This is a genomic window from Nocardioides hankookensis (assembly GCF_042658885.1).
Taxonomy (GTDB): Bacteria; Actinomycetota; Actinomycetes; order Propionibacteriales; family Nocardioidaceae; genus Nocardioides; species Nocardioides hankookensis.
The window spans coordinates 601,572-625,878 of sequence record NZ_JBHSRJ010000001.1 but is presented as its reverse complement, the minus strand read 5'-3'; the positions used below and the strand labels follow the sequence as shown (position 1 = coordinate 625,878).

The following is a 24,307-nucleotide window of genomic DNA, read 5'->3' as shown; positions in this document are numbered from 1 at the left end:
CCCCCCGCCCCGCCGGGGACCGCCCGGACGCGGCGGCCCCCGGCGCAGGCGCGGCCCCCGGACGACGGTCGTCGTTATAGTCGCCGCGTGATCTTCAAGCGCGTCGGGGTCGGGAGGCCCTACCCGGACCACGGGCTGTCGTCCCGGGGCTGGGCCGCCGTGCCCCCGCGCCAGATCCGCCTCGACCAGCTGGTCACCACCAAGGACACGCTCCAGCTCGCCGCCCTGCTCGACGAGGACTCGACCTTCTACGGCGACCTCTTCGCCCACGTCGTGGAGTGGCAGGGCGAGTACTACCTCGAGGACGGCCTGCACCGCGCGCTCCGCGCGGCCCTCCAGCAGCGCAACATCCTGCACGCCCGCGTGCACACGATGGAGGGCTGATGAGCCAGACGATGCGCACGACCGTCACCCTGCTCGTGCTCGGCGCGCTGCTGGCCGTCGCCGCCGTCTGGGGCTGGCACGCGACGATGAAGCCGCTGCCCGCCAAGGTCGACAGCCCGATCTGCGTCGACACCGACGTGAAGGCCGGCGAGAAGGTCTTCCCCCAGCAGGTCGTGGTGAGCGTCTACAACGCCAGCGACCGCGAGGGCCTGGCGAGCCGCTCCATGGACCTGCTGGCCGACGAGGGCTTCGTGAAGGGCCAGGCCGGCAACGCCCCGAACGCCAAGGTGTCGACCGCCGCGATCTGGTCCACCGAGCCGGAGAGCCCCGACGTCCGCCTGGTCGCCTCCTACCTCGGACCCGACGTCGACGTCGAGCGCCGCGAGGGCGTCGGTGTCGGCGTCACCGTCGTCGTCGGCGACCTCTTCAAGGAGCTCTCGGCCGGGCGCCGGGCGGTACGCGCCAAGGACGACGCCCAGATCTGCAGCCCGCCGATCAGCTAGGTCGCTCCTGCGGCCGGGTACGCCGGTCCTTCTCGCCCAGCCACTGCGCAAGCCGACCGTGCGCGCTGACCTGCCGCAGCCGCTCCTCGGTCTTCTCGCGCAGCTTGCGCGGGGTGACGACGAGCAGGTCGTCGCCGTGCCGGAGCACGGTCCGCTGCTCGGGGATGATCGTGCGGCCGTCCCGGATCACGATCGACACCGACGAGCCCTGCGGCAGCCGCAGCTCGCCGACCTCGACGCCGTGCATCTTCGACACCGGGCTGATCGTCACCTGGAGCAGGTCGGCGGCGATCCGCTCCAGCGGGGCCGCCTCCACCTCCAGCCCGCGCGGCTCGGAGCGACGGGCGACCTTGAGGACGCGGGCCACCAGCGGCAGCGTCGGACCGGTCAGCAGCGTGTAGATGACGACCATCACGAAGACGATGTCGAAGAGCCGCTCGGACTGGTCGATGCCCTCGGCCAACGGGATCGTCATCAGCACGATGGGGACCGCGCCGCGCAGCCCCGCCCACGAGATGAAGCCCAGCTCGCGCCAGGGCATCGGCTGGACGACCGAGCTCAGCAGCACCGAGAGCGGGCGGGCGACGAAGGTCAGGATCAGGCCCGCGAGCACCGCCAGCCCGACGGTCTCCAGCGTGATCCGGCCGGGCGAGAGCAGCAGGCCGAGCATCACGAAGAGGCCGATCTGGGCCAGCCAGGCGACGCCCTCGGCGAAGGAGCGGGTGGCCGCCCGGTGCGGGAGCTCCATGTTGCCGAGCACCAGTGCCGCGACGTACACCGCCGCGAAGCCGGACGCGTGGACCGACGACGCGGCGCCGTACCCCAGGAATGCGAGGGTGAGCACCGCGAGCGGGTAGAGGCCGGACGACGGCAGCGCGGCCCGGCGCATCACCCACGCCCCGCCGAAGCCGGCAGCGAGCCCGATCGCGGTGCCGGCCGCGAGCTCGTAGCCGATGATGCCGAGCAGGACGGGCGGGCTGTGCTCGTCGACGGCACCGGACGCCACCAGGGTCACCAGCACGACCGTGGGAGCGTCGTTGAGGCCGGACTCGGCCTCGAGCGCACCGGTCAGCTTCTTGGGCAGGGGCACGACGCGCAGCACCGAGAAGACCGCGGCGGCGTCGGTCGGCGACGTGACCGCACCGAGCAGCAGGGCGAGCTCCCAGGGCAGCCCGAGGATGAAGTGCGCCGAGAGCGCGACGATCGTCACCGACACCGCGACGCCGACCGTCGCGAGCGAGACGCCGAGACGGATCGAGGGCCGCATCTCGCGCCAGCTGGTGGTGAGCCCGCCCTCGGCGAGGATGACCGCGAGCGCCGCGAACCCGAGCGCGTGCGCGAGCTCGGCGTCCTCGAAGTGGATGTTGCCCGGGCCGGCCTCGCCGAGCACGACACCCATGAGCAGGTAGATGAGGAGGCTGGGCAGGCCCGCCCGCGAGGAGAGACGTACGGCGAGGATCGCGAGCAGCGTGACGGCGGAGCCGACGAGCACGAACGTGTCGAGATCGTGGACGTCGAACGACACGGTTCACCTCGGCGATCGTCGGGGCGGGACCGCAGTCTATCGGTGCCGGAACCTCACGTTGTCGGGGTGTACCCGGGCCGCCCGGAGGCGTCCCACTCCCCCCAGAACGCGATGAACTCCTCGCCGAGGAAGGGGTCGCCACCGGTCATCGCGATGCCGCCCCGGCGGACCGTCCAGTCCCACGGCGCGAGCTCCTGGGCCAGCGCGAGCTGCTGCTTCGCCGGCCCGTCGCGGCCGGCGCGCTGGTGGTGCAGGGCGATGCGTCGGTGGGCGAGCGCGCGCTGCTCGTCGTCGGTGCGCTCCGCCGCCTCGGACCCGGCACTCTCCGGCAGCACGCCGTCGCGCACCCACGCGCGGAGCAGGTCGTGGTGCTGGTCGGCGGGGATCCCGGTGAACTCGACGAACTGGTCGTCGCCGGGCGCGATCGTCGGCGGCTTCACGATGCGGTCGTCCTCGTCGATCCACACGACCGAGGGGACGTTGGTGATGCCGTACTGCTCGGCGGTGACGTGGGCGGTGTCGACCGCGACCGGGTACGTCGGAGCCGCGGCCTCGATCCAGGGCCGTGAGTCCTCAGGGTCGGCGTCGAGCGCGACCGAGAACAGCTTGAGCCCCGAGTCGGCGAGCTCCTCCTGGAGCCGTTGCCAGCCGCCGAGCTCGTGCCGGCACCCGCACCACGACGCCCAGGTCACGAGCACCCGCTTGCTCCCCGAGAAGTCGTCGAAGGAGACCGGGTTGCCGTCGACGTCGGCCAGCCGCAGCGGCGGCGCCTTGCCGGCGGCCGCGTCGCGGTGCCGGTTGGCGGCCGAGGGCGCCAGCGCGACGACGTCGTGCTTGTCGTCGTGGGCGGTCACCAGGCCGAGCGCCGCCGCCCACGCGTCGAGGTCGATCAGCTCGGCGTCGCCGCCGGCCGTCACGACCCGCCCGAAGAGCGGCACGCAGACGTCTCCCTTGCACAGCCCGACCGTGCGGAGCCGCCAGCCGGTCGCGGCCGACAGGCCCGCCGCGTCGACGTACCCGTCCCAGGTCGCCAGCTGGTGCTCGCGGCCGTCGACGTCGATGAGCGTCAGCACGTCGGACAGCATCCCACGCAAGTGGAACTTGTTCTAGATTTGGACCATGAGCTCCGACGGAACCGCAACGCCCGAGATCCTCGACGCCTCCGTCCTGCCGGCGGACGCCGAGCGGTACGACGTGGTGGTGCTCGGCTTCGGCATCGCCGGCGGCTGCGCCGCCCTGGAGGCGGCCCGGGCCGGCGCGCGGGTGCTGCTGCTGGAGCGGGCGGCCGTCCACGGAGGCACCTCGTCGATGTCCGGCGGGCACTTCTACCTCGGCGGCGGCACCGCGGTGCAGCAGGCGACGGGCTGGGAGGACTCCGCCGACGAGATGTACAAGTACCTCGTCTCGGTCTCCAAGGAGCCCGAGCACGACAAGATCCGTGCGTACTGCGACGGCTCGGTCGAGCACTTCGACTGGCTGGAGGCGCTGGGCTTCGAGTTCGAGCGCTCCTACCACCCGGAGAAGGCCGTCATCCAGCCCGGCACCCAGGGGCTGATGTTCACCGGCAACGAGAAGGTGTGGCCTTATCTGCAGGAGGCCGTGCCCGCGCCGCGCGGTCACAAGGTGCCGGTGCCGGGCGACACCGAGGGCACCAAGATGGTCATGGACCTGCTGCGCGCCCGGGTCGAGGAGGCGGGCGTCGAGGTCCGCTACGAGACCGGCGCGACGAACCTCGTGGCGACCTCGGACGGGTCGGTCGTCGGGGTGGCCTGGCGATCGTTCGATCAGACCGGGGTCGTCGCTGCGTCGTCGGTGGTCGTCGCCGCTGGTGGTTTCGTGATGAACCCCGACATGGTCGCGGCGTACACGCCCTCGCTGGCCGAGAAGCCCTTCACGCTGGGCTCGACGTACGACGACGGGCTGGGCATCCGCCTGGGCGCGTCGGCCGGGGCCGAGCTCAAGCACATGGAGGAACCCTTCATCACGGCGCCGTTCTACCCGCCGTCGGCGCTGATGACCGGCTTCATCGTGAACTCCTCCGGAGAGCGCTTCGTGAGCGAGGACTGCTACCACTCGCGGACCTCGCAGTTCGTGATGGAGCAGCCCGACCACGCGGCGTACCTGATCGTCGACAGCGAGCACGTCGAGTACCCCAAGTTCCCGCTGGTCCCGCTGATCGACGGCTTCGAGACGATCGAGGATCTCGAGTCGACGATCGGGCTGCCCGCCGGGTCGGTGGCCGCGACGCTGGCGCGCTACAACGAGCTCGCCGAGGCCGGCGAGGACCTCGACCTCCACAAGGGCGCCGAGTGGCTGGCGCCGCAGGGCACCGGCCCGTGGGCGGTCTTCGACCTGCGGCTCGGCAAGGCGATCTACGCCGGCTTCACCCTCGGCGGCATCCGGACCTCGGTGGACGGCGAGGCGCTGCGCCCCGACGGCTCCGTCATCCCGGGCCTGTACGCCGCCGGCGCCTGTGCCTCCAACATCGCCCAGGACGGCAAGGGCTACTGCTCCGGCACCCAGCTCGGCGAGGGGTCGTTCTTCGGCCGGCGAGCCGGCCGACACGCCGCGGGAGTTTCATCGGCTGACCGATGAAACTCACGCTTGGACGATGAAGCTTTGTCGTCCAGGGATGAGTTTCGTCGGCCGACCGATGAAACTCCCACGCCGTACGCTCGCCCCCATGACCGACCGGTTCCAGGTGGCGTCGCGGGCCAACGTGCCGCCGTTCCACGTGATGGACCTGCTGGCGGCGTCGGCGGCGCGGCAACGCACGCACGGCGACATGCTCAACCTGCTGGCGGGGCAGCCGATGACGGGGGCGCCGCGGCCGGTGCGCGAGGAGGCCAAGCGCCTCCTCGACGGCACCGACCCGCTGGGCTACACGCCCGCGGCGGGCATCCTCGAGCTGCGCGAGGCGATCGCGGGGCACCACCGGCGAGCGCACGGGATCGCGGTCGACCCGGAGGAGGTCGTGGTCACGACCGGGAGCAGCGGCGGGTTCCTGCTGGCGTTCCTGGCGGCGTTCGAGGTCGGCGACCGGGTGGCGATGGCCCGACCCGGCTACCCCTGCTACCGCAACGTGCTGACCGCGCTCGGCTGCGAGGTCGTCGAGATCCCGACCGGCCCGGAGACGCGCTTCCAGCCGACGGTCGAGCAGCTGGCCGCCCTCGATGACATCAAGGGTCTCGTCGTCGCCAGCCCCGCCAACCCGACCGGCACGATGCTGCTCCCGAGCGAGCTGGCTGCGCTCGCGGCGTACTGCGAGGAGCAGCGGATCCAGCTGATCTCCGACGAGATCTACCACGGCATCGAGTACCGCCCGGACCTGACGGAGCCGCACATCGCCCGCAGCGCCTGGGAGACCAGCCACGAGGCGGTGGTCTTCTCGAGCTTCAGCAAGTACTTCTCCATGACCGGCTGGCGGATCGGCTGGATGCTGGTCCCCGACCGGCTGCGCCGGGCGGTCGACGTGCTCACCGGCAACTTCACGATCTGTCCGCCGGTGCTCGCCCAGCGCGCCTGCCTCGCCGCCTTCGACGACGCGTCGTACGCCGAGCTCGACGGCCATGTCGCGCGCTACGCCGACAACCGCCGGATCCTGCTCGACGGGCTGCCGAAGCTCGGCATCACCGAGCTCGCGCCGGCCGACGGCGCGTTCTACGTGTACGCCGACGTCGGCCACCTCACGGACGACACGATGGCGTTCTGCCACCACCTGCTGACGACGGCCGGCGTCGCCCTCGCCCCCGGGATCGACTTCGACACGGTCGACGGCGGACGCTTCGTCCGGCTCAGCTTCGCCGGTCCCGGCAGCGAGATCGAGGAGGCGCTCGAGCGGTTGTCCACAGCCCTCGACCGCTGAGGTTTCTCCACAGGCGGAGAGCGGCGAGCCTTCCCCCACGAACGAAGGGGGACGACATGCTCACCGACACCACCGGCATCCGACACCTGGCTGGCCGGATGCGCGAGCGCGCGCAGGAGATCCGGGCCGAGGCGGCGCGGGTACGACGACGGGCCGACGAGGTGCCCTGGCAGGGCCGGTCCGCGGAGGCGATGCGCCGTCAGGTCGCGGTCCGGCTGGCGACGCTCGCCGCGACGGCCGATCTGCACGACGACGCAGCAGACGCGCTGCTCCGGCACGCGCGGGCGGTCGACGCGACCGCCGCCGTCGTCGGTGGGGCGGTCACGGCGGCCGCCCACGAGATCGGGAGCCTGCTGTGAGCGGCGCCGACATCACCGGGGTCACCGGCGGAGCCGGAGGGATCGAGGCGATGTACGCCGCCGTACGCGCGCTGGCCGACACGTTCGACCGCACCGGTGACGAGCTGCGCGGCTGGGCGGGAGACGGGCTCCGGGCGCTGGCCGACCCCGACCTCGCGTCGTCGGCGCCACTCTCCCCGCCGACCTTCGCGCTCGCCGAGGCCGCACTGCTGGCCGCCGTGACCGGGCCGACCGGCCTCCTCCCCGGGGTGCTGTCCTGGGAGACCGACGCGCGGCTGGTGCGGGCGGCCGTGGTCGGCCTCCAGGCGAGCGACGAGGCGACCCACCTCGCGGTCGAGGCCGTGGACTGGCGGCTCGGTCTCGTCGCCGGCGCGTCGTTGCGGTGCGCCGGTCCGGTCCTGGCCGGGGTGGTCGCCGCCCTGCCGCCCGACGCGCGGGCCCGGCTCGGCGGCGCCGCCCAGAGCTGGGTCGTCGGGCACCCGACCGTGGTCCAGCACGCGGTCAACGGCGGCGGTGGCGTGCTCACCGGGCTCGGCGGCGTGCCGGTCCCCGACAACCGCGCGGCCACCGCCCTGCTCGCGTCGGCGTACGACGACGGCGACCCGGTCACCACCCGACGACCCGATCTCGGCGTCGCCGCGGGACGGCACCAGCCCGACTCGGTCGAGGGCCTGGTAGGCCACCTCGCCGAGGTGGCGGCGCTGTCGCCGGACGTCGACTCCCCCGACAACGGCACCCTCGAGGTGCAGTCGCTCGATGCCGGCACCGACCACGCGCGCCACATCGTCTACCTGCCCGGCACCGACGACCTCGGCACGCTGCCCTGGACGCAGGACGACGACATCCGCGACCTGGGCTCCGACCTGCGTTCGGCGGCCGGCGAGCCCACGTCGTACCAGCGCGGCATCCTCGACGCGATGCACCAGGCCGGGATCGGACCGCACGAGCCGGTGCTGCTGGTCGGGCACTCCCTCGGCGGGATGGAAGCGGCCGCGCTGGCCAGCCGCGACACCGGCTTCGCGATCACCGACGTGGTGACGGCCGGGTCGCCGACGGCGCAGGTCGACGGCTTCCCCCACGGCGTGCACGTGCTCTCGCTCGAGCACCGCGGCGACGTCGTGCCCCTGCTCGACGGTGCCGACAACCCGGGCAGCGTCCAGCAGACGACGGTCACCTTCAGCACCGGCCACGACACGACGGTGGTCGGCGCGCACGGCTACGGGGACTACCGGGCCGGCGCCGCCGCCGTCGACGCGTCCGGCGACCCGTCGCTCGTCGCCGAGCGGGCAGGCCTGCGCGACCGCGGCTTCCTGGGCGGGTCCGCGGAGGTGAGCAGCCAGCGGTTCCAGGTGGTACGACGCTAGAGGATGTCGTGCACGAACTCGCCGAGCTGGACGAGGTTCCGGCACTCCACCATCGGCACCACGTCGCCGTACTTCGTCGCGGCGGAGTCGCCGGTGTCCCAGTGCCGGCGGTGCTCGGGGTTGAGCCACCAGGCGTGGCGCGCGGAGCCCGCCAGCCGCTTCAGGACGTCGAGGTTGAGGTCGCTGTAGTTGGAGCGGGCGTCACCGAGGATCAGCAGGGACGACTTCGGGCCGAGCGCGTCGGCGTGGTTCTCCTCGAACTTCGCGAGCGCGCGGCCGTAGTTGGTGCGCCCCCACAAGGCAGCGTGGGCGGTGCTGGCCGCGAGGTCGGTCAGCACGTCGGCGGGGTCGGCGCCTGGGACGAAGTGCTCGGTGACCTCGTGGACGTGGTCGATGAAGGTGAAGGCGCGGACCTTCTCGAACTGGTCGCGCAGCGCGTAGACCAGCAGCAGCGTGAACTGCGCGAAGTTGGCGACCGACCCGCTGACGTCGCAGAGCACGACGAGCTCGGTGCGGTGCGGCCGCTTCGGCCTGAGGTGCGTGGTCAGAGGCACGCCGCCGGTCGACATCGAGGCGCGGACCGTGCGCCGGAAGTCCAGCGGGCCGCGACGCTTGGCGTGGTGCTCCTGGGTGAGCCGGGTCGCCAGCCGGCGCGCGAGCGGGTAGATCTCGCGGCGCATCTGCTCCAGGTCCGAGCGTCGGGCCGCGGTGAAGTCGAGCCGGTCGATCGACGGCTTGATCGCCACGTTGGCGACGTGCTCCGGGCCCTTCTCCTCCGCGATCCGGCGCCGCGCGTCGGCCTCGACCATCGCGGTGAAGCCACCCATCCGCCGGCCGGCCTCGCGCCGGGCCTCGTCGTCGAGCCGGCCCTCACCCATCAGCGCCTGCACGATCCGGTCCACGAGCTCGGAGGGCGCGACCCGCTGCATCGCCGTGTACGCCGACCACGACGAGAGCCCCGGACCGCGCCCCGGCATCGCGCCGAAGCGCGCGATCATCTCGGCCGCGAGCTCCAGCATCGCCTGCTCGTCGCCCTCGGCGAGGGCGTCCGCGAGCTCGTCGCGGAAGGCCGCCAGCGCCGCTGCGTTGTCGCGCACCGCTCCGTCGGAGTCGTCGGCCTCGTCGCGCTGACCCGCGACCCCGTCGCCCACCATCCGCGGGAAGTAGACGTCGAAGAGCGCGTCGAAGGTCGGTCGTTGGGTCTGCTTCTTGACCAGCGTCGCGGCGTACCCCGCCTTGATCGTGGACCGGTCGTCCCAGGGCAGCGCGGAGAGCGCGGCGATCGCGTCCAGGTCCTCGGCGAGCGACACCGACAGCCCGGCGGCGCGCAGCGCCTCCAGGAAGGAGATGTGGCGTTCGACGAGACCCGACGTCATGAGCGGAGTCGCAGCTCCTTCACGGCCTTCGTCTGGTCGGACGCGTGCTTGAGCACGACGCCGAGGGTGTCGGCGATCGCCTTGTCGTCGAGCTCGCCGATCTCCAGCGCCACCAGCGTCCGCGCCCAGTCGACCGACTCGGCGATCGACGGCGCCTTCTTGAGCTCGAGCTCGCGCAGCCGGGTGATCGTCTCGACCAGGCGGACGGCGACCCGCTCCTCCAGGTCCGGCACCTGCGACGTGACGATCTCGCGCTCGCGCTCGGCGTCCGGGTAGTCGAGGTGCAGGTAGAGGCAGCGCCGCTTCACGGCCTCCGACAGCTCGCGGGTCGCGTTGGAGGTGAGCACCACGAAGGGGCGGCGTACGGCGGCCACGGTGCCGAGCTCGGGGATCGTGACCTGGAAGTCGGAGAGCACCTCGAGCAGCAGCCCCTCGACCTCGACGTCGGTCTTGTCGACCTCGTCGATGAGCAGCACCGTCGGCTCCTCGCGGCGGATCGCGGTCAGCAGCGGCCGGGTCAGCAGGAACTCGTCCGTGAAGATGTCATCGTGCGTCTCCGACCACGCCTGGTCGGAGCCCTGCGACGACTGGATGCGCAGCAGCTGCTTCTTGTAGTTCCACTCGTAGAGGGCGCGCGCCTCGTCGAGCCCCTCGTAGCACTGGAGCCGCACCAGCTCGGCGCCCGTCACGGTCGCCACCGCCTTGGCCAGCTCGGTCTTGCCGACACCGGCCGGCCCCTCCACGAGCAGCGGCTTCTCCAACGCACCGGCGAGGTACGCCGTGGTCGCGGTCGTCGGGTCGGCGAGGTAGCCCGCCTCCGCCAACCGGGTGGCGGCGTCGGCGGGCGAGGAGAACCAGGGGTTCGGCTGCGGCATGTTCCCCATCTTCGCGTACCCCCGGGCGGACATCGTCGTTTGACCGGATGGGAGGACCGCGCCCGCCCTGGGGGGACGGACGCGGGAGGCACCGACGAGGAGGTTCCGATGCCCCACCGGCTCCCACCGCCGTCCCGCACCATGCGGGCGGTCCTCCTCGCACTCCGAGCGGGCGCGCTGTCCCTCGCCGTGCTGGCCGGCCTCTGGGCCCCGCCGTACGACGGGGGCGGCGGCCCGTTCGCGGTCACCGCCGACCCGCCGTCAGGGGTGCAGCGGATGCTCGACCGCCACGACTGCTCGACGACCGGGTTCGCCGACGAGGTCCCGGCCTCGGCGCTGGTCCGCTCCCCTGACGGCCACCTGCGGCTGGTCGCCTACGACCGCGGGCTCTTCACCCTCGCGCGGGCGGGCAGCGTCGTGGCCGTCTGCCTGGACGAGCCGCCCCGGAGGGGCAAGCGCTAGAACGCTCCGTGGCGACCCTCGCCGGAGGCGAACCGCGCGGCGCCGTCCAGCGCGCCGGCCTCGAGCGAGGCCAGGCCGTGCCGGTACTCCGCGGCCAGCGCGTCCTCCTCGGACAGACCCTCCTGCTCGAGCACCGAGAGCCGGTCGTTGCGCAGGCAGGCCTGGGGCAGCGCGGCGAGGCTTCGGGCCAGCGCCTCCGCCTCGGCGCGGGCGTGCCCGGCCGGGACCACGCGGTTGACCAGGCCCATCCGCTCGGCCTCCCACGCGTCCACCGGGCGCCCGGAGAGGACCAGGTCCATCGCCCGGCTCGCGCCGATCAACCGCGGCAGGCGGACGGTGCCGCCGTCGATCAGCGGCACGCCCCAGCGCCGGCAGAAGACGCCGAGGATCGCGTCGCCGCCCGCCACCCGCAGGTCGCACCAGAGGGCGAGCTCGAGGCCGCCGGCCACGGCGTACCCGTCGATCGCGGCGATCACCGGCTTCGAGAGCCGCATCCGGGTCGGGCCCATCGGGCCGTCACCGTCCTCCTGCACCTGGTTGCCGCGCTCGGTCCCGATCGCCTTGAGGTCGGCGCCCGCGCAGAAGGTGCCCCCCTCGCCGTACAGGACGGCAACGCTCTGGGACTCGTCGGCGTCGAAGGCGCGGAAGGCCTCGGCCAAGGCCGCGGCGGTCGGCCCGTCCACGGCGTTGCGGGCCTCGGGACGGTCCACGACGACCGTCGTCACCGGACCGTCGACCTCGACCCGGACGGCCATCAGTCGGCCTCGAGCTCGGGGGCGCCCGCGCGGTGTCGCTGCGCGAGCTCCTGGTAGTACGGCGGGTTCTGCTCGACCCAGAACTCCGACGACGTGCCCTCGATCGGCTTCGTCGGTCGGGCCGGGATGCCAGCAGCGACCATGCCGCCCGGGATCTCGGTGCCGGGGGTGACGACCGAGCCGGCGGCGACCAGCGTGCGGGGCCCGATCCTCGCACCGTCGAGCAACGTCGAGCCGTTGCCGATCAGCGCCTGCTCGCCGACCTCGGCGCAGTGCACGACGCAGCCGTGACCGACGGTCGAGTTGCGCCCGACCACGAGGCTGGTGCCGGGAGCGGCGTGCAGGACCGAGTTGTCCTGGATGTTGGCGCCCTCGCCGACCACGATCGTGCAGATGTCGGCACGCAGCACCGCGCCGTACCAGATGCTCGCGCCCTTCTCGACGGTCACGTCGCCGATCAGGGTCGCGGTCGGGGCGACGAAGGCGTCTGGGTGGACGGTGGGGCGCTTGCCCTCGAACTCGAACAGCGGCATGGCGTCATTGTCGACCACCCGGAGAATGCTGAACGCCCCGGACCGGGATCCGGGGCGTTCGATGGCGGTGGCGGTGGGATTTGAACCCACGGTGGGTTTGACCCCACACAACATTTCGAGTGTTGCACCTTCGGCCGCTCGGACACGCCACCGCCGGAGAGATTACCGGAGGGTCTCCGCAGCACCGAATTCGCCCCGTCGCTCAGGGCCGCCACCCCGGGTCCCGACCCGTGGCGCCGGCGAGCCGGTCGAGGACGGGCGCGGAGCCGGGGACCGGCACGGGCGGGCCGAAGGGGCCGGCGCCGGCCTCGGGTGGCGGCGCGAAGCTCGTGGCGAAGCCCAGGCAGGCCAGCACGGCGGCCTCGTCGGGATCGTAGGGCTGGCCGGTCGCGCGGGCCAGGTCCCAGCCGTGCACGACGACCTCGTCGAGGGCGACCAGCGCCGCGATCTCGGCGGGCATCTCGATCGGGCCGGCCATCGTCAGCCCGTCGTACGCCGCGGGCTCGACCCAGGCCTCGGCCAGCCGGGCCAACGCCGCGGGGATCTCGTCCCGCCACCCGGGCGACAGCAGCGAGCCGTCGAAGGACGCCTGACTGCCTCCGGGGACGGGCTCCTTGGTCGCCGCGCAGGTGAACGCCAGCGCGAGCCCGCCGAGGTGCTCGAGGAGGTCGGCCACGGACAGACCGGGGCAGGGCGTCTGGTCGGCGAGCTGGTCGTCGCGGATGCCGTCGAGCACCGCGGAGACAGCCTTGGTCGCGGGAGCGAAGTCGAGGGTCGTCATGCGGGGGCAGACCGGCGTGCGCCGGCGAACTCATCGCCACGTTGACACGACAACAGCCGGCCGTAGGCTGGGCCCGTGGAGCCGCTGACCGATGCCGACGCCGAGCTCTGGGACGCCTGGCTGGCGGCCTCCGAGGCGTTGTCGCAGGTGAGCGCCGACGTCGCCGCCGCGACCGGGCTCTCGGAACCCGACGTCACCGTGTTGACACGTCTACAGGATGCGAACGGCGCGCGCCTGCGCCAGAGCGACCTGGCGGCGGCGACCGGGTGGCACCGCAGCAGGTTGTCGCATCACCTGAGACGGATGGCGGAGCGTGGACTCGTCAACCGGACCGAGGTGCCGGGCGGCGTCGAGGTCCGGCTGACGACGATGGGCCGCGCCGCGGCCGCCCGCGCCCGGCCGGTGCACGCGGACGCCGTACGACGTCACCTCGTGCAGGCCCTGCCGGCGCGCGACCGTCAGCGGCTGCTGTCGATCCTGACCCGGCTCACAGCCCCGGGATCGTGAGGACCGACGGGTGGGCCGCCGAGTTGTGGATGGTCAGCCCGGTCAGCGTGCTCGGCAGGTCGGGCACCGTCGGGAGCAGGTGCGGGACGTCGAAGGACTGGATCGCGATCCGGAGCCGGTGGCCCTTCGCGATCTTCGCGGCGGTCGGGAAGACCTCCACGTCGACCGGCGCGACCTGGCCGCTGGCGAGCGGCTTCTTCGACGCCTTCGTGAACGGGTGGAACGGCTGGAGCACCTCGCCGTCGAGGAACCGCGTGCGCGAGCGGTCCAGCGCGCGCTGGGAGACGACCTGCCACCCGCCGGTCAGCCGGCTGACGGTGCCGTCCGGCGCCACGTCGGACACCGAGACCGAGAGCATTCCGTCGCCACTGACGCTGGAGGTGAAGAGCCGCGCGTTGATCGGTCCGCGCAGGCGCAGCGCCTTCGTCAGCGGGTCGGTCTGGAAGACCACGCCCGTCTTGTCGTTGGGCGCGTTGTCGGTGAAGCACGGCAGGTCGGCGAGCGCCGCCTCCGGCAGGCCCGCGGTCCACTGGTTCGTCGAGCGGGTGCAGAGACCGGAGACCGGCACCGGCGGGACGTACGCCTTGCCGGCCACGACGGGACCCTGGGTCAGCTTGCCGATGCCGCCGCCCGCGGCGGCCGAGCCGGTCAGCCGGAAGCTCTCGGCGTGCTGCTTGCCCATCCAGTGCTGGGCCTTCGTCCAGTGCCCGCTGCCCTGCTCGTAGTAGGTGATCGGCGGGATGTCGGTGTCGAGGGTCTTGTCCTTGACGCCCCGCACGTAGCGGTCGAACCACCGCAGCTGGAGCTCGTTCAGCGTGCCATAGCCGGCCTTGTCGATGTCGGCGGCGGACGAGCCCTCGAGGTGGTCCCACGGGCCGATGATCATCTTGGTCGGGACGCCCCGGCCCTGGAGGTTCTCGAACAGCAGCGGCGTACCGCGCTGGAAGATGTCGAACTCGCCGCCGACCAGGAAGGTCGGCACGTTGACGCGGTTGATGACGCGGCCGGGTGAGCGGTCGCGGTAGAACTTCCCGTCGTACGCCGAGTCGCCGCCGGCCACGGCGTCCAGGAGCAGCGGCAGCGTGAAGGTGCCGACCGCGGAGAGGTGGTCGGCGAGGGCCGTCAGGCCGGACTGCGGGTCGGTCGCCGTGACGGCCGGCGGGATGACGCCGGTGCCGGTGACGAGACCGAGCCACAACGGGATGAACCCGACGTCGACCTGGCCGCCGGACGCGACCACGTCGCGGTAGACGTCGGCGGCAGGCACCTGCGGGAAGATCGCCTTGAGACCGGCCGGACGGGCGCCCGCGGCGAAGATCTGGCTCATGCCGAGGTACGACGGCCCGTTCATGCCGATCCGGCCGTTGCTCCACGGGCGCTTGCGCGAGTGAGCCCACTCGACGACCTCGCCGGCGTCCTTGTCCTCACGTCGGCTGAACGCGCCCCACACGCCCTCCGAGCTGCCGGTGCCGCGGGCGTCGACGGTCAGGTGGGCGTAGCCGCGCTGCACCAGGTAGTCCGGCGCCGAGCCGGTGAGGCCACCGCTGAAGCTCCCCGACGACTTGTTGTAGGCCGTGATCGTGACGATGACCGGGAACCGCTTGTCGACCGCGGTGCCGTCGGCCTTCGCCGGGAGCACGAGGTCGCCGCGGAGCACGGTGCCGTCGGACATCGGGATCGCGAGGTCGCTCTGGGTCACGGTGCCGGGGTAGACCGCCGGCCGCGCCTTCCAGTCGGCGGCGCGAGCGGCCGGGGCCGCCGCGGTCGCCGGCGCGATCGGCGACGCCAGCACGGCGCCGACGAGGAGGGGGGCGAGCAGGGCGGCCAGGATCCGGTTCACACAGGCAGAACGAGAACCTGTAACACCGGGTTACGGTCCGACGACCAGCACGTGCAGCGTCCTCGGCCCGTGGACGCCCTCCACGCGGTCGAGCTCGATGTCGCTGGTCGCCGACGGCCCGCTGATCCAGGTGTGCGCGCGGGCGGGGTCGAGCAGCGGCAGCGCGTCGGGCACGTCAGGCACGACCTGGTCGGCGCGCACGATGCAGACGTGCAGGTCGGGGACCAGCGAGATCGCGCGACGACCCTGGCCGTCACCGTGGTCAAGGATGATCGTGCCGGTCTCCGCGATGCCGACCCGGGCCTCGGTGACGACGACGTCGAAGCCGTCGAGCTCGTGGGCGGTGAACCCCGTGTCCTGCTCCCCGTGCGGCACGTCGACGGACAGCCCGGTCGGGACCACGACCCGCGCGCCGTCGGGCAGCGCCGCCGCCACCCGGTCGGCCAGCTCGGCCCGGGTGCACCGCTCGACGACCGCCTTGTAGTCCTCGACCCGCTCGACGAAGTGACCGACGACGTCGGTCAGCGGGGCGATCCGGGGCGCGGGCGGCACGGCGTACCCGGGCTCGACGCCGCTCAGCGCGGCGCGCACCCGGCCGAGGATGTCGTCGCGGGCGCTCACCGACGGCCCCCGTCGGTGCGCTGCCACCAGGTCCGGAAGGACTCGGCGGGGGCGGGCGGCAGGTCGCGGGCCGAGGTCCACTTCGACGCTCCGAACCGGCGGGCGATGCGGAGCCCGAGGCGGGTGAAGCGCTCACCGAACGCCAGCTTGCGGGAGTCGGACAGGGCGACCGCCGAGGCCTTGAAGGCGACCGCCTCGAGCTTGGGCGCGCCGCCGCGGTGGGCGTCGACGACCTGGGCGCGCAGGTCGACGAGCACCGACGGGATGTCGATGCGGACCGGGCAGGCCTCGAAGCAGGCGCCGCAGAGCGAGGAGGCGTACGGCAGCGAGTCCGTCTGCTCGTCATGGCCGGCGCCCTTGAGGAGCGGGTTGAGGATCGCGCCGATCGGACCCGGGTAGACCGACCCGTAGGCGTGCCCGCCGGTGCGCTCGTAGACCGGGCAGACGTTGAGGCAGGCCGAGCAGCGGATGCAGCGCAGCGCCTGGCGGCCGACCTCGTCGGCGAGCGCGTTGGTGCGACCGTTGTCGAGGAGCACGACGTGCACCTCCTGCGGCCCGTCGCCGGGCGTGATGCCCGACCAGGTCGAGGTGTAGGGGTTCATCCGCTCGCCCGTCGAGGAGCGAGGAAGCAGGCGCAGCAAGGGATCCAGGCCCTCCCACGTCGGCACGACCTTCTCGATGCCGACCACCGAGATCAGCACCTCGGGCAGGGTCAGGCACATCCGGCCGTTGCCCTCGGACTCCACGACGACCAGCGTCCCGGTCTCGGCGACGGCGAAGTTGGCACCGGAGACGCCGACCTTCGCACGCAGGAACTTCTCGCGCAGGTGGGCCCGCGCGGCCGCGGCGAGCACGGCCGGCTCGTCGGTCAGGTCTGCGGGTGCGGGCCGGCCCGCACCCGCCATCTTGGCCAGGAAGATCTCGCGGATCTCCGAGCGGTTGCGGTGGATCGCCGGCACCAGGATGTGCGACGGCAGGTCCTCCCCCAGCTGGACGATCAGCTCGGCGAGGTCGGTCTCCCAGGCGGCGATGCCCTCGGCCTCGAGCGCCTCGTTGAGGTTGATCTCCTGGGTGACCATCGACTTGACCTTGACGACCTCGTCGACGGCGTGCGCCTGGGCGATGGAGGCGACGATCGCGTTCGCCTCGGCGGCGTCGTTGGCCCAGTGCACGGTTGCGCCGTTGGCGGTCAGCGACTCCTCGAGCCGCTCGAGGTGGGTGGCCAGGTCGACCAGCGCCGACTCCTTGACCCCGGCTCCGGCCAGTCGCAGCTCCTCCCACGAGGAGTTGGCGTTCACCTCGTCCACGAGCCGGAGGCGCTTGGCGCGGATCGTGCCGGTGGCATGAGCCAGGTTGTGGCGCAGCTGGGCGTTGCCGAGAGCCTCGTGCGCCGCCTTGGGGAAGGCCGGCATGCCGACGAACGTGCTCCCACTCATTCGGTCGCCGCCAGGATCTCGGCCAGGTGCACGGTGCGTACGCCGGACTTCTCCCGCGTCATCAGGCCGCCGATGTGGGTCAGGCAGGAGTTGTCACCGGCGACGAGCACCTCGGCGCCGGTGTCGCGCACGTGGCGGACCTTGTCGGTGCCCATGGCGACCGAGGTGTCGGCGTTCTTCACCGCGAAGGTGCCACCGAAGCCGCAGCACTGGTCGGCGGCCGGCAGCTCCAGCAGGGTCAGTCCGCGGACCTGCTCGAGCAGTCGCATCGGCCGGTCCCCCACACCGAGCATCCGCAGGGAGTGGCAGGTGGGGTGGTAGGTCACGGTGTGCGGGTAGTAGGCGCCCACGTCGGTCACGCCGAGCACGTCGACCAGGAACTCGGACAGCTCGTAGACCTTGGGCGACGTCTCGGCCACGGCGTCCGCGAGGGCGGCGTCACCCGACCGCCTCGCGACGATCGAGTGCTGGTGCCTGGCGCAGCCGGCGCACGACCCGGACGGCGTGACGACCGCGTCGTACCCGGTGAAGGTGTCGACGAAGTTGCGGACGACGGGCACCGCCTCATCGAGGTAGCCGGTGTTGACCATCGGCTGCGCGCAGCAGGTCTGGCCGGCCGGGAACTCCACGTCGACGCCGAGGCGGCGCAGCAACGTCACCACCGCCTTGCCCGTGTCGGGGTAGAGCGTGTCGTTGATGCACGTGACCATCAACGCGACCCGCATGCTGCCCATCCTCACCCCAGACGGGATGCGGCCGCATCCCAGTCGAGCCCGACGCGGGGCTCGTAGCGGCGTACGTCGTGGGTGCGGCGGATCAGCGCGCGCATCGCGGCGAGGTCCGGCAGGTCCGCACCCAGCGCCCTCGCCTGCACCAGGCCGTTGCCCAGCGCGGCCGCCTCGGCCGGCCCGGCCAGCACCGGGACGCCGAGGGCGTCAGCGGTGAGCTGACAGAGCAGCGCGTTCTGGGAGCCGCCGCCGACGAGGTGCACGACGTCGACGTCGCGACCGGCCAGCGTCGCCGCGAGCCGGATGTTGCGGCGGTAGGCCAGGGCCAGGCTGTCCAGGAGCGTCCGGGTGATCGCGACCGGCGTGCGCGGGATCGGCTCGCCGGCCTCGCGGGCCAGCTCCTGGATCCGGGTCGGCATGTCTCCTGGGGTCAGGAGGCGCGGGTGGTTGATGTCGACGACGGTGCGCAGCGCCGGCGCGGTCTCGGCCCCGGCGAGCAGGGCGGGCAGCGTGACGTCGCTCAGCCGCTTGTCGGCCCAGGTGCGCACCGACTCGGAGAGCACCCACAGGCCCATCACGTTCTTGAGGAAGCGGATGGTGCCGTCGACGCCGGACTCGTTGGTGAAGTCGGCCTCGCGCGCCTCCGCCGACAGCACCGGGCCGTCGAGCTCCAGGCCGACCAGCGACCAGGTGCCGGAGGAGATGTAGGCGAAGCTGCCCTCCTCGGCGGGCACGCCGACGACCGCCGAAGCCGTGTCGTGGGAGCCGACCGAGATGACGGGTACGCCGGCAGCGCCGACGTACTCCGCCACCTCGTCCACCACCGGACCCACCACAGTGCCCGGCTCGCGCAGCGGGGGCAGGATCGACCAGGGCAGGCCGATCCGCTTGGCCAGGTCGAGTGACCACTCCCGCGTCCGCACGTCGTAGAGACCGGTCGTCGAGGCGTTGGTGCGCTCGGCACCCACCTCGCCGGTCAGCCAGTAGGTCAGCAGGTCGGGCAGGAGCAGCAGCCGCTCCGCCGACTCCAGCGTCGGCGTCCCCAGCTCGGACGCGAGCTGGTAGACGGTGTTGAACGACAGCTGCTGGAGCCCGGTGACGTCGTACAGCTCGGCGTCGGAGACGGTCTTCCGCACCTCGGTGGGTACGCCGTCGGTGCGGCTGTCCCGGTGGCTGCGCGGGTTGCCGAGCAGCTGTCCGTCGCGGTCGAGCAGGCCGTAGTCGACGGCCCACGAGTCGATGCCGATCCCATGCAGCGCGCCGGTGCGGGCCACCTCACGGACGCCGACGAGCACCTCGCGGTGGATGCCGAGCACGTCCCAGTAGAGCGATCCGCGCACCGGCACCGCGCCGTTGCCGAAGCGGTGCAGCTCCTCGAGGTGGAGGGTGCGGGCGCCGACGCGGCAGGCCATCACGCGGCCACTGGTGGCACCCAGGTCGACGGCTGCGACGCGGACCGGTTCACTCACGACGGGCCGACCTCGGTGTCGGTGGTTTCGAGGCTCGTCGCCAGCGCTCCTCGCACCTCAACCACCGGGACGGTGGTCGAGGCGTGAAGGCCGCCAGGCCTGAGCCTCGAAACCACCATCTGCGCAGACATCGTCATCGAAGGAACGCCGCCGCCACGCCCGCGTCGACGGGGATGTGCAGGCCGGTGGTGTGGCTGAGCTCGGCCGTGCAGAGGACGAAGACTGCGTTGGCGATGTTGGACGGCAGCACCTCGCGCTTGAGGATGGTGCGCTGCGCGTAGAACTTGCCGAGGTCCTGCTCCTCCACGCCGTAGACCGCGGCGCGGTTGGCGCCCCACCCGCTGGCGAAGATGCCGGAGCCCTGGACGACGCCGTCGGGGTTCACGCCGTTGACCTTGATGCCGTGCTCGCCGAGCTCGGCGGCGAGCAGCCGCACCTGGTGGGCCTGGTCGGCCTTCGCGGCGCCGTACGCGACGTTGTTGGGGCCGGCGAAGATCGAGTTCTTCGAGGAGATGTAGACGATGTCGCCGCCCATCCCCTGGTCGATCATCACCTTCGCGGTGGCCTGCGAGACCAGGAACGAGCCCTTGGCCATCACGTCGTGCTGGAGGTCCCAGTCCTTCTCGGTGGTGTCGAGGAGCGAGCGCGAGAGCGAGAGGCCGGCGTTGTTGACGACCAGGTCGACACCGCCGAAGGCGAGCACGGCCGCGTCGACCATGGCCTGCACGGCGCCGGCGTCCGAGACGTCGACCTGGACGCCGACGGCGACGTCCGTCGAGCCCAGCTCGGCAGCGGCCGCCTGGGCCTTCTCCAGCGAGAGGTCCGCGATGACGACGCAGGCGCCCTCGGCGGCCAGCTTCTCCGCGGTCGCCTTGCCGATGCCGGAGGCGGCGCCGGTCACGAGGGCGACGCGGGTGGCGAGCGGCTTCGGCATCGGCATCCGCCGGAGCTTGGCCTCCTCGAGAGCCCAGTACTCGATGCGGAACTTCTCCGACTCGTCGATCGGGGCGTACGTCGAGAGGCCCTCGGCGCCGCGCATCACGTTGATCGCGTTGATGTAGAACTCGCCGGCCACGCGGGCGGTCTGCTTGTTGGCGCCGTACGAGAACATGCCGACGCCGGGCACCAGGACGATCAGCGGGTCGGCGCCGCGCATCGCCGGGCTGTCCTTGGTCTTGTTGCGGTCGTAGTAGCCGGCGTAGTCGGCCCGGTAGGCCTCGTGCAGCTCGGCGACGCGCGCCTTGACCTTCTCGATCGGGGCGTCGGCCGGCAGGTCGAGCACCATCGGCTTGACCTTGGTGCGCAGGAAGTGGTCCGGGCACGACGTACCGAGCTCGGCGAGACGCGGGTGGTTGCGGCTGGCGAGGAAGTCGAGGACGACCTTGTCGTCGGTGAAGTGGCCGACCATCGGCCGGTCAGCCGAGGCGACCCCGCGCAGCGTGGGTGCGAGCTCGGCGGCGCGGGCGCGCCGCTTGGCCGGGCTGAGCGGCTCGTACTTCTTCACCCGGGCACCGAACGGCAGCTTCTTCGAGTTCGCCTTGATGTACTTCTCGGCGGTCCGGATGATCCAGAGCGAGTTCTTCTCGCACTTCTCGCTGGTGTCGCCCCATGCCGTGATGCCGTGGCCACCGAGGATGCAGCCGATCGCCTTCGGGTTCTGGGCCTTGATCTCGGCGATGTCGAGGCCGAGCTGGAAGCCGGGCCGGCGCCACGGGACCCACACGACCTTGTCGCCGTAGATCTCCTTGGTCAGCGACTCACCGTCGGCGGCGGTCGCGATCGCGATGCCGCTGTCGGGGTGCAGGTGGTCGACGTGCGCGGCGTCGACCAGGCCGTGCATCGCGGTGTCGATGGAGGGAGCGGCCCCGCCCTTGCCGTGGAGGCAGTAGTCGAACGCCGCGACCATCTCGTCCTCGCGGTCGATACCGGGGTAGACGTCGACCAGGGCGCGCATCCGGTCGAGCCGGAGGACCGCCAGACCACCCTCGGTCAGGGTGCCGAGGTCGCCGCCGGAGCCCTTGACCCACAGCAGCTCGACCGGGTCACCGGTGACCGGGTCGGTCTCCGTGCCCTTGGCCGAGGTGTTGCCGCCGGCGTAGTTGGTGTTCTTGGGGTCCGCTCCCAGTCGGTTGGACCGGGTGACCAGCTCCTGCGCGGTACTCATGTGCTCAGTTCCATCCTGCCTGCGTGCCGCCGACGCGGTCCGCTTCGATCTGCTGCTGGTAGCCGCTCTCGAGGTAGGCCCGCATCGGGTTGGCGGGCAGCCCCCGGCCCTCGCGCCAGGCGGCGAGGTCGGCGCGGACGTCGGTGTAGAAGGCGTCCATGAAGATCTCGTTGGCCAGCAGGACGTCGCCGTCCTCCTGCGCCTTCGTGAGTGCGTCGCGGTCCACGAGCAGCGCACGCGCCGTCATCTCCTGGACGTTGAGGACCGACCGGATCTGGCCCGGGATCTTGTCCTCGATGTTGTGGCACTGGTCGAGCATGTAGGCCACGTCGCTGTCGGGGCCGAACGCTCCGCCCCGGATGCACTCGAAGAGGATCCGGAAGAGCTGGTAGGGATCGGCCGCCCCGACGATCAGGTCGTCGTCGGCGTAGAAGCGGCTGTTGAAGTCGAAGGAGCCGAGCTTCCCGAGGCGGATCAGCTGCGCGACGATGAACTCGATGTTGGTGCCCGGCGCGTGGTGGCCGGTGTCGAGGCAGACGAAGGCACGCTCGCCGAGCGCGCTCACGTGGGCGTACGACGTACCCCAGTCCGGGACGTCGGTGTGGTAGAACGCCGGCTCGAAGAACTTGTACTCGAGCACCAGGCGCTGCTCCTGGCCGATCCGCTCGTAGATCGTCGCGAGGCTCTCGGCGAGCCGGTCCTGGCGGCCGCGGAGGTCACCCTGGCCCGGGTAGTTGGTGCCCTCGGCCAGCCAGATCTTCAGGTCGCGGGAGCCGGTGGCGTCCATGACGTCGATGCACGCGAGGTGGTGGTCGATCGCCTTCTGGCGCACGGCCTTGTCGGTGTGCGTCAGGGCGCCGAGCTTGTAGTCGTCGTCCTGGAAGGTGTTGGAGTTGATCGTGCCGAGCGCGACGCCGAGGTCCTCGGCGTACGAGCGCAGGGCGGCGAAGTCGTCGACCAGGTCCCACGGGATGTGCAGGGAGACGGTCGGCGCCAGGCCGGTGAACCGGTGCACCGTCGCCGCGTCGGCGATCTTCTCCTGCACGGTGCGCGGGGTGCCGGCGGTCCCGAACACCTTGAACCGCGTGCCGGAGTTGCCGTAGGCCCACGAGGGCACCTCGATCGCCTGGCTCGCGAGGAGCGGCGCGATCTCGCTGAAGGTCGTCATCTCACATCACTTCTTGTACGTCGGGAGGGAGCTGGTCCTCGAGGTGGAAGACCTCCTCGAGCTGCAGGAAGCCCTCGTCGGGGGCGAGGCCTTCGAGCTCCTCGAAGAACTCCGCCATCTCGGCCTGCCAGCGGGCGTTGACCTCGGTGCCGGCCATGCCGGCCTGCGCATCGGCCACCGAGACCGGGGTCTCGAAGTAGCCGATCAGCAGGCCGTCCGGCCGGAGGAAGAGCGAGTAGTTGTGCCACCCCGTGTCGTACAGCGCCCGGACCATCTCCGGCCAGACGGCGGCGTGCCGGGTCTTGTACTCCTCGATCCGGTCACGCTTGACCTGGAGCTGGAAGCAGACGCGCGGCATCGCCACACCTTTCAGGAAGGGGCTTGGTGGATCTGGGGCTTCGGTGGCCGAGCTTGTCGAGACCCCCGCACCCGACAGGTGCGTTGGCTGCGGGGGTCTCGATACGCCGGTCGCGAGCTCGCAAGCTCACTCGCGCGACTACTCGACCTTGCGGCTGGTCATCTCCCTGGGCGGAGCCCCGGGAGATGGCCGCTAAAAGTCAAAGTCGTCGATGTTGTCGGCGTTGAACGTGTACGGGTCGCCCAGCAGCACGGTCGCGTCCTTGTCGACGGTGAACTCGCCGAGCTTGCCGGCCTCGAAGGTGTCGCCCTCGTCGCCCTTGATGTCGCCGTCGACGAGCGCCTTGGCGGCGTACGCCGCGAGGTAGCCGAGGTCCTCGGGGTTCCACAGGGCGAACGCGGTGACGGTGCCGTCCTTGACGTACTCACGCATCTGGTTCGGGGTGCCGAGGCCGGTCAGCGCGACCTTGCCCTTGTACTCCGAGGTCGACAGGTAGCGGGCCGCGGCGGCGATGCCGACGGTGGTCGGCGAGATGATGCCCTTGAGGTCCGGGTGGGACTGGAGCAGCGCCGCGGTCTTGTCGAAGGACGTCTGGTCGTCGTCGTCGCCGTAGACGGTGTCGACGAGCTTGATGTTCGGGTGGTTGTCCGTGATGTCCTTGGTCATCAGGTCGATCCACGCGTTCTGGTTCGTCGCGTTGGCGGCGGCGGAGAGGATCGCGACCTCGCCGGCGTCACCGATCTGCTCGGCGATCAGGTCGACCTGCGCCTTGGCGATGCCCTCGGCGGTGGCCTGGTTGATGAAGAGGTCGCGGCAGTCGGGGTTGGTGTCCGAGTCGAACGTGACGATCTTCGTGCCGGCGTCGCTGGCCTCGTTGAGCGCGTCGCAGATGGCCTCGGGGTCGTTGGCCGACACGACGAGGGCGTTGACGCCCTGCTGCGCGGCGGTGTTGATGAACTGGACCTGCGCGTCGGGCGACGCGGTGTCGGGGCCGACCTCGTCGAAGGTGCCACCGAACTCGTCGACGGCCGCCTTGCCACCCTTGCTGCTGGTGTCGAAGTAGGGGTTGCCGAGGTTCTTCGGCAGGAACGTCACGGTGGTGTCGCCACCGCCGCCGCCGCCGCTCGCGCCGTCACTGCCGCCGTCGCTGTCGCTGCCGCAGGCGGTCAGCGCCAGGCTGGCGACGAGCGTCACCGCTGCCAGGGCGGAAAGCCGCCGGTTCCGGACCTTCATG

Annotated in this window: 24 protein-coding genes and 1 tRNA gene; 8 read left to right on the top strand and 17 right to left on the bottom strand. The window is 72.0% G+C overall.

Translation table 11 applies throughout. The features are described from left to right. Window positions 1–87: 87 nt before the first annotated feature. Both ACFPYL_RS02910 and ACFPYL_RS02905 read left to right on the top strand, forming a co-directional pair. The gene (locus ACFPYL_RS02910; protein WP_056150710.1) at window positions 88–384 is read left to right on the top strand and encodes a type II toxin-antitoxin system VapB family antitoxin; all 297 of its coding nucleotides are present in this window, start codon (window positions 88–90) and stop codon (window positions 382–384) included. Beyond that, complete coding sequence (locus ACFPYL_RS02905; protein WP_379150139.1) at window positions 384–887, top strand: LytR C-terminal domain-containing protein; 504 nt, start codon at window positions 384–386, stop codon at window positions 885–887. Before ACFPYL_RS02910 ends, ACFPYL_RS02905 begins: the two co-directional genes overlap by 1 nt. Here ACFPYL_RS02905 and ACFPYL_RS02900 read toward each other — a convergent pair. After that, window positions 880–2,412 (bottom strand): potassium/proton antiporter, encoded by a 1,533-nt coding sequence (locus tag ACFPYL_RS02900; RefSeq protein ID WP_379150137.1) that lies wholly within the window; start codon window positions 2,410–2,412, stop codon window positions 880–882. The genes ACFPYL_RS02905 and ACFPYL_RS02900 overlap by 8 nt on opposite strands. A gap of 53 nt (window positions 2,413–2,465) precedes the next feature. Further along, window positions 2,466–3,497, bottom strand: coding sequence for a redoxin domain-containing protein (locus ACFPYL_RS02895; RefSeq protein WP_379150160.1), 1,032 nt, complete (start codon window positions 3,495–3,497; stop codon window positions 2,466–2,468). 34 nt (window positions 3,498–3,531) lie between these two features. Here ACFPYL_RS02895 and ACFPYL_RS02890 point away from each other — a divergent pair, with 34 nt between their 5' ends. From ACFPYL_RS02890 to ACFPYL_RS02875, 4 genes are all read left to right on the top strand, one after another. Then, window positions 3,532–5,007: an FAD-binding protein gene (locus ACFPYL_RS02890; protein ID WP_379150135.1), complete on the top strand. Its 1,476-nt coding sequence runs from the start codon at window positions 3,532–3,534 to the stop codon at window positions 5,005–5,007. A gap of 88 nt (window positions 5,008–5,095) precedes the next feature. Continuing rightward, on the top strand, window positions 5,096–6,277 hold the full coding sequence (locus ACFPYL_RS02885; protein WP_379150133.1) for a pyridoxal phosphate-dependent aminotransferase: 1,182 nt from the start codon (window positions 5,096–5,098) through the stop codon (window positions 6,275–6,277). A 56-nt stretch (window positions 6,278–6,333) separates the two neighbouring features. Beyond that, the gene (locus tag ACFPYL_RS02880; RefSeq protein ID WP_379150131.1) at window positions 6,334–6,636 is read left to right on the top strand and encodes a hypothetical protein; all 303 of its coding nucleotides are present in this window, start codon (window positions 6,334–6,336) and stop codon (window positions 6,634–6,636) included. After that, window positions 6,633–8,000, top strand: a complete 1,368-nt coding sequence (locus tag ACFPYL_RS02875) for a hypothetical protein (protein ID WP_379150129.1) — start codon at window positions 6,633–6,635, stop codon at window positions 7,998–8,000. The genes ACFPYL_RS02880 and ACFPYL_RS02875 overlap by 4 nt, the downstream gene beginning before the upstream one ends. On the opposite strand, the gene ACFPYL_RS02870 is transcribed toward ACFPYL_RS02875, so the two are convergent. Beyond that, entirely contained in the window at window positions 7,997–9,376 is a 1,380-nt protein-coding gene (locus ACFPYL_RS02870) for a vWA domain-containing protein (RefSeq protein WP_379150128.1), read from the bottom strand. The genes ACFPYL_RS02875 and ACFPYL_RS02870 overlap by 4 nt on opposite strands. Next, the gene (locus ACFPYL_RS02865) at window positions 9,373–10,251 is read right to left on the bottom strand and encodes an AAA family ATPase (protein WP_379150126.1); all 879 of its coding nucleotides are present in this window, start codon (window positions 10,249–10,251) and stop codon (window positions 9,373–9,375) included. Before ACFPYL_RS02865 ends, ACFPYL_RS02870 begins: the two co-directional genes overlap by 4 nt. 108 nt (window positions 10,252–10,359) lie before the next feature. Here ACFPYL_RS02865 and ACFPYL_RS02860 point away from each other — a divergent pair, with 108 nt between their 5' ends. Further along, window positions 10,360–10,713, top strand: coding sequence for a hypothetical protein (locus ACFPYL_RS02860; RefSeq protein WP_379150124.1), 354 nt, complete (start codon window positions 10,360–10,362; stop codon window positions 10,711–10,713). Here the strand turns inward: ACFPYL_RS02860 and ACFPYL_RS02855 are convergent. From ACFPYL_RS02855 to ACFPYL_RS02840, 4 genes are all read right to left on the bottom strand, one after another. Next, complete coding sequence (locus ACFPYL_RS02855) at window positions 10,710–11,468, bottom strand: crotonase/enoyl-CoA hydratase family protein (protein WP_379150122.1); 759 nt, start codon at window positions 11,466–11,468, stop codon at window positions 10,710–10,712. The two genes, ACFPYL_RS02860 and ACFPYL_RS02855, sit on opposite strands and share 4 nt — an antisense overlap. Then, complete coding sequence (locus ACFPYL_RS02850; protein WP_379150120.1) at window positions 11,468–12,001, bottom strand: gamma carbonic anhydrase family protein; 534 nt, start codon at window positions 11,999–12,001, stop codon at window positions 11,468–11,470. The genes ACFPYL_RS02855 and ACFPYL_RS02850 overlap by 1 nt, the downstream gene beginning before the upstream one ends. Before the next feature lie 62 nt (window positions 12,002–12,063). Then, a tRNA-Ser gene (locus ACFPYL_RS02845) sits at window positions 12,064–12,153 on the bottom strand. Window positions 12,154–12,203: 50 nt separating this feature from the next. Further along, the gene (locus tag ACFPYL_RS02840) at window positions 12,204–12,782 is read right to left on the bottom strand and encodes a TIGR03086 family metal-binding protein (RefSeq protein ID WP_379150118.1); all 579 of its coding nucleotides are present in this window, start codon (window positions 12,780–12,782) and stop codon (window positions 12,204–12,206) included. A 75-nt stretch (window positions 12,783–12,857) separates the two neighbouring features. On the opposite strand from ACFPYL_RS02840, the gene ACFPYL_RS02835 reads away from it, so the two are divergent. Continuing rightward, on the top strand, window positions 12,858–13,289 hold the full coding sequence (locus ACFPYL_RS02835; protein ID WP_379150116.1) for a MarR family winged helix-turn-helix transcriptional regulator: 432 nt from the start codon (window positions 12,858–12,860) through the stop codon (window positions 13,287–13,289). Here the strand turns inward: ACFPYL_RS02835 and ACFPYL_RS02830 are convergent. The 9 genes from ACFPYL_RS02830 to rhaS all read right to left on the bottom strand — a co-directional run bounded on the left by ACFPYL_RS02830 (window position 13,270) and on the right by rhaS (window position 24,306). Continuing rightward, window positions 13,270–15,129: a CocE/NonD family hydrolase gene (locus ACFPYL_RS02830; RefSeq protein WP_379150114.1), complete on the bottom strand. Its 1,860-nt coding sequence runs from the start codon at window positions 15,127–15,129 to the stop codon at window positions 13,270–13,272. The two genes, ACFPYL_RS02835 and ACFPYL_RS02830, sit on opposite strands and share 20 nt — an antisense overlap. Window positions 15,130–15,159: 30 nt before the next feature. Next, complete coding sequence (locus ACFPYL_RS02825; RefSeq protein ID WP_379150112.1) at window positions 15,160–15,750, bottom strand: LutC/YkgG family protein; 591 nt, start codon at window positions 15,748–15,750, stop codon at window positions 15,160–15,162. Beyond that, a complete protein-coding gene (locus ACFPYL_RS02820; protein ID WP_379150110.1) occupies window positions 15,747–17,162 on the bottom strand; it encodes a lactate utilization protein B in 1,416 nt (471 codons plus the stop codon). Before ACFPYL_RS02820 ends, ACFPYL_RS02825 begins: the two co-directional genes overlap by 4 nt. A 20-nt stretch (window positions 17,163–17,182) precedes the next feature. Beyond that, window positions 17,183–17,911, bottom strand: a complete 729-nt coding sequence (locus ACFPYL_RS02815) for a (Fe-S)-binding protein (protein ID WP_379150108.1) — start codon at window positions 17,909–17,911, stop codon at window positions 17,183–17,185. A gap of 11 nt (window positions 17,912–17,922) precedes the next feature. Continuing rightward, the gene (locus tag ACFPYL_RS02810) at window positions 17,923–19,383 is read right to left on the bottom strand and encodes a rhamnulokinase (protein ID WP_379150107.1); all 1,461 of its coding nucleotides are present in this window, start codon (window positions 19,381–19,383) and stop codon (window positions 17,923–17,925) included. A gap of 133 nt (window positions 19,384–19,516) precedes the next feature. Beyond that, a complete protein-coding gene (locus ACFPYL_RS02805) occupies window positions 19,517–21,547 on the bottom strand; it encodes a bifunctional aldolase/short-chain dehydrogenase (protein WP_379150105.1) in 2,031 nt (676 codons plus the stop codon). A gap of 4 nt (window positions 21,548–21,551) precedes the next feature. Beyond that, complete coding sequence (gene rhaI / locus ACFPYL_RS02800; protein ID WP_379150104.1) at window positions 21,552–22,715, bottom strand: L-rhamnose isomerase; 1,164 nt, start codon at window positions 22,713–22,715, stop codon at window positions 21,552–21,554. 1 nt (window position 22,716) lies between these two features. Next, entirely contained in the window at window positions 22,717–23,073 is a 357-nt protein-coding gene (locus tag ACFPYL_RS02795; RefSeq protein WP_379150102.1) for an L-rhamnose mutarotase, read from the bottom strand. Between the two features lie 192 nt (window positions 23,074–23,265). After that, window positions 23,266–24,306 (bottom strand): rhamnose ABC transporter substrate-binding protein, encoded by a 1,041-nt coding sequence (gene rhaS / locus ACFPYL_RS02790; RefSeq protein ID WP_379150101.1) that lies wholly within the window; start codon window positions 24,304–24,306, stop codon window positions 23,266–23,268. Window position 24,307: the final 1 nt, after the last annotated feature.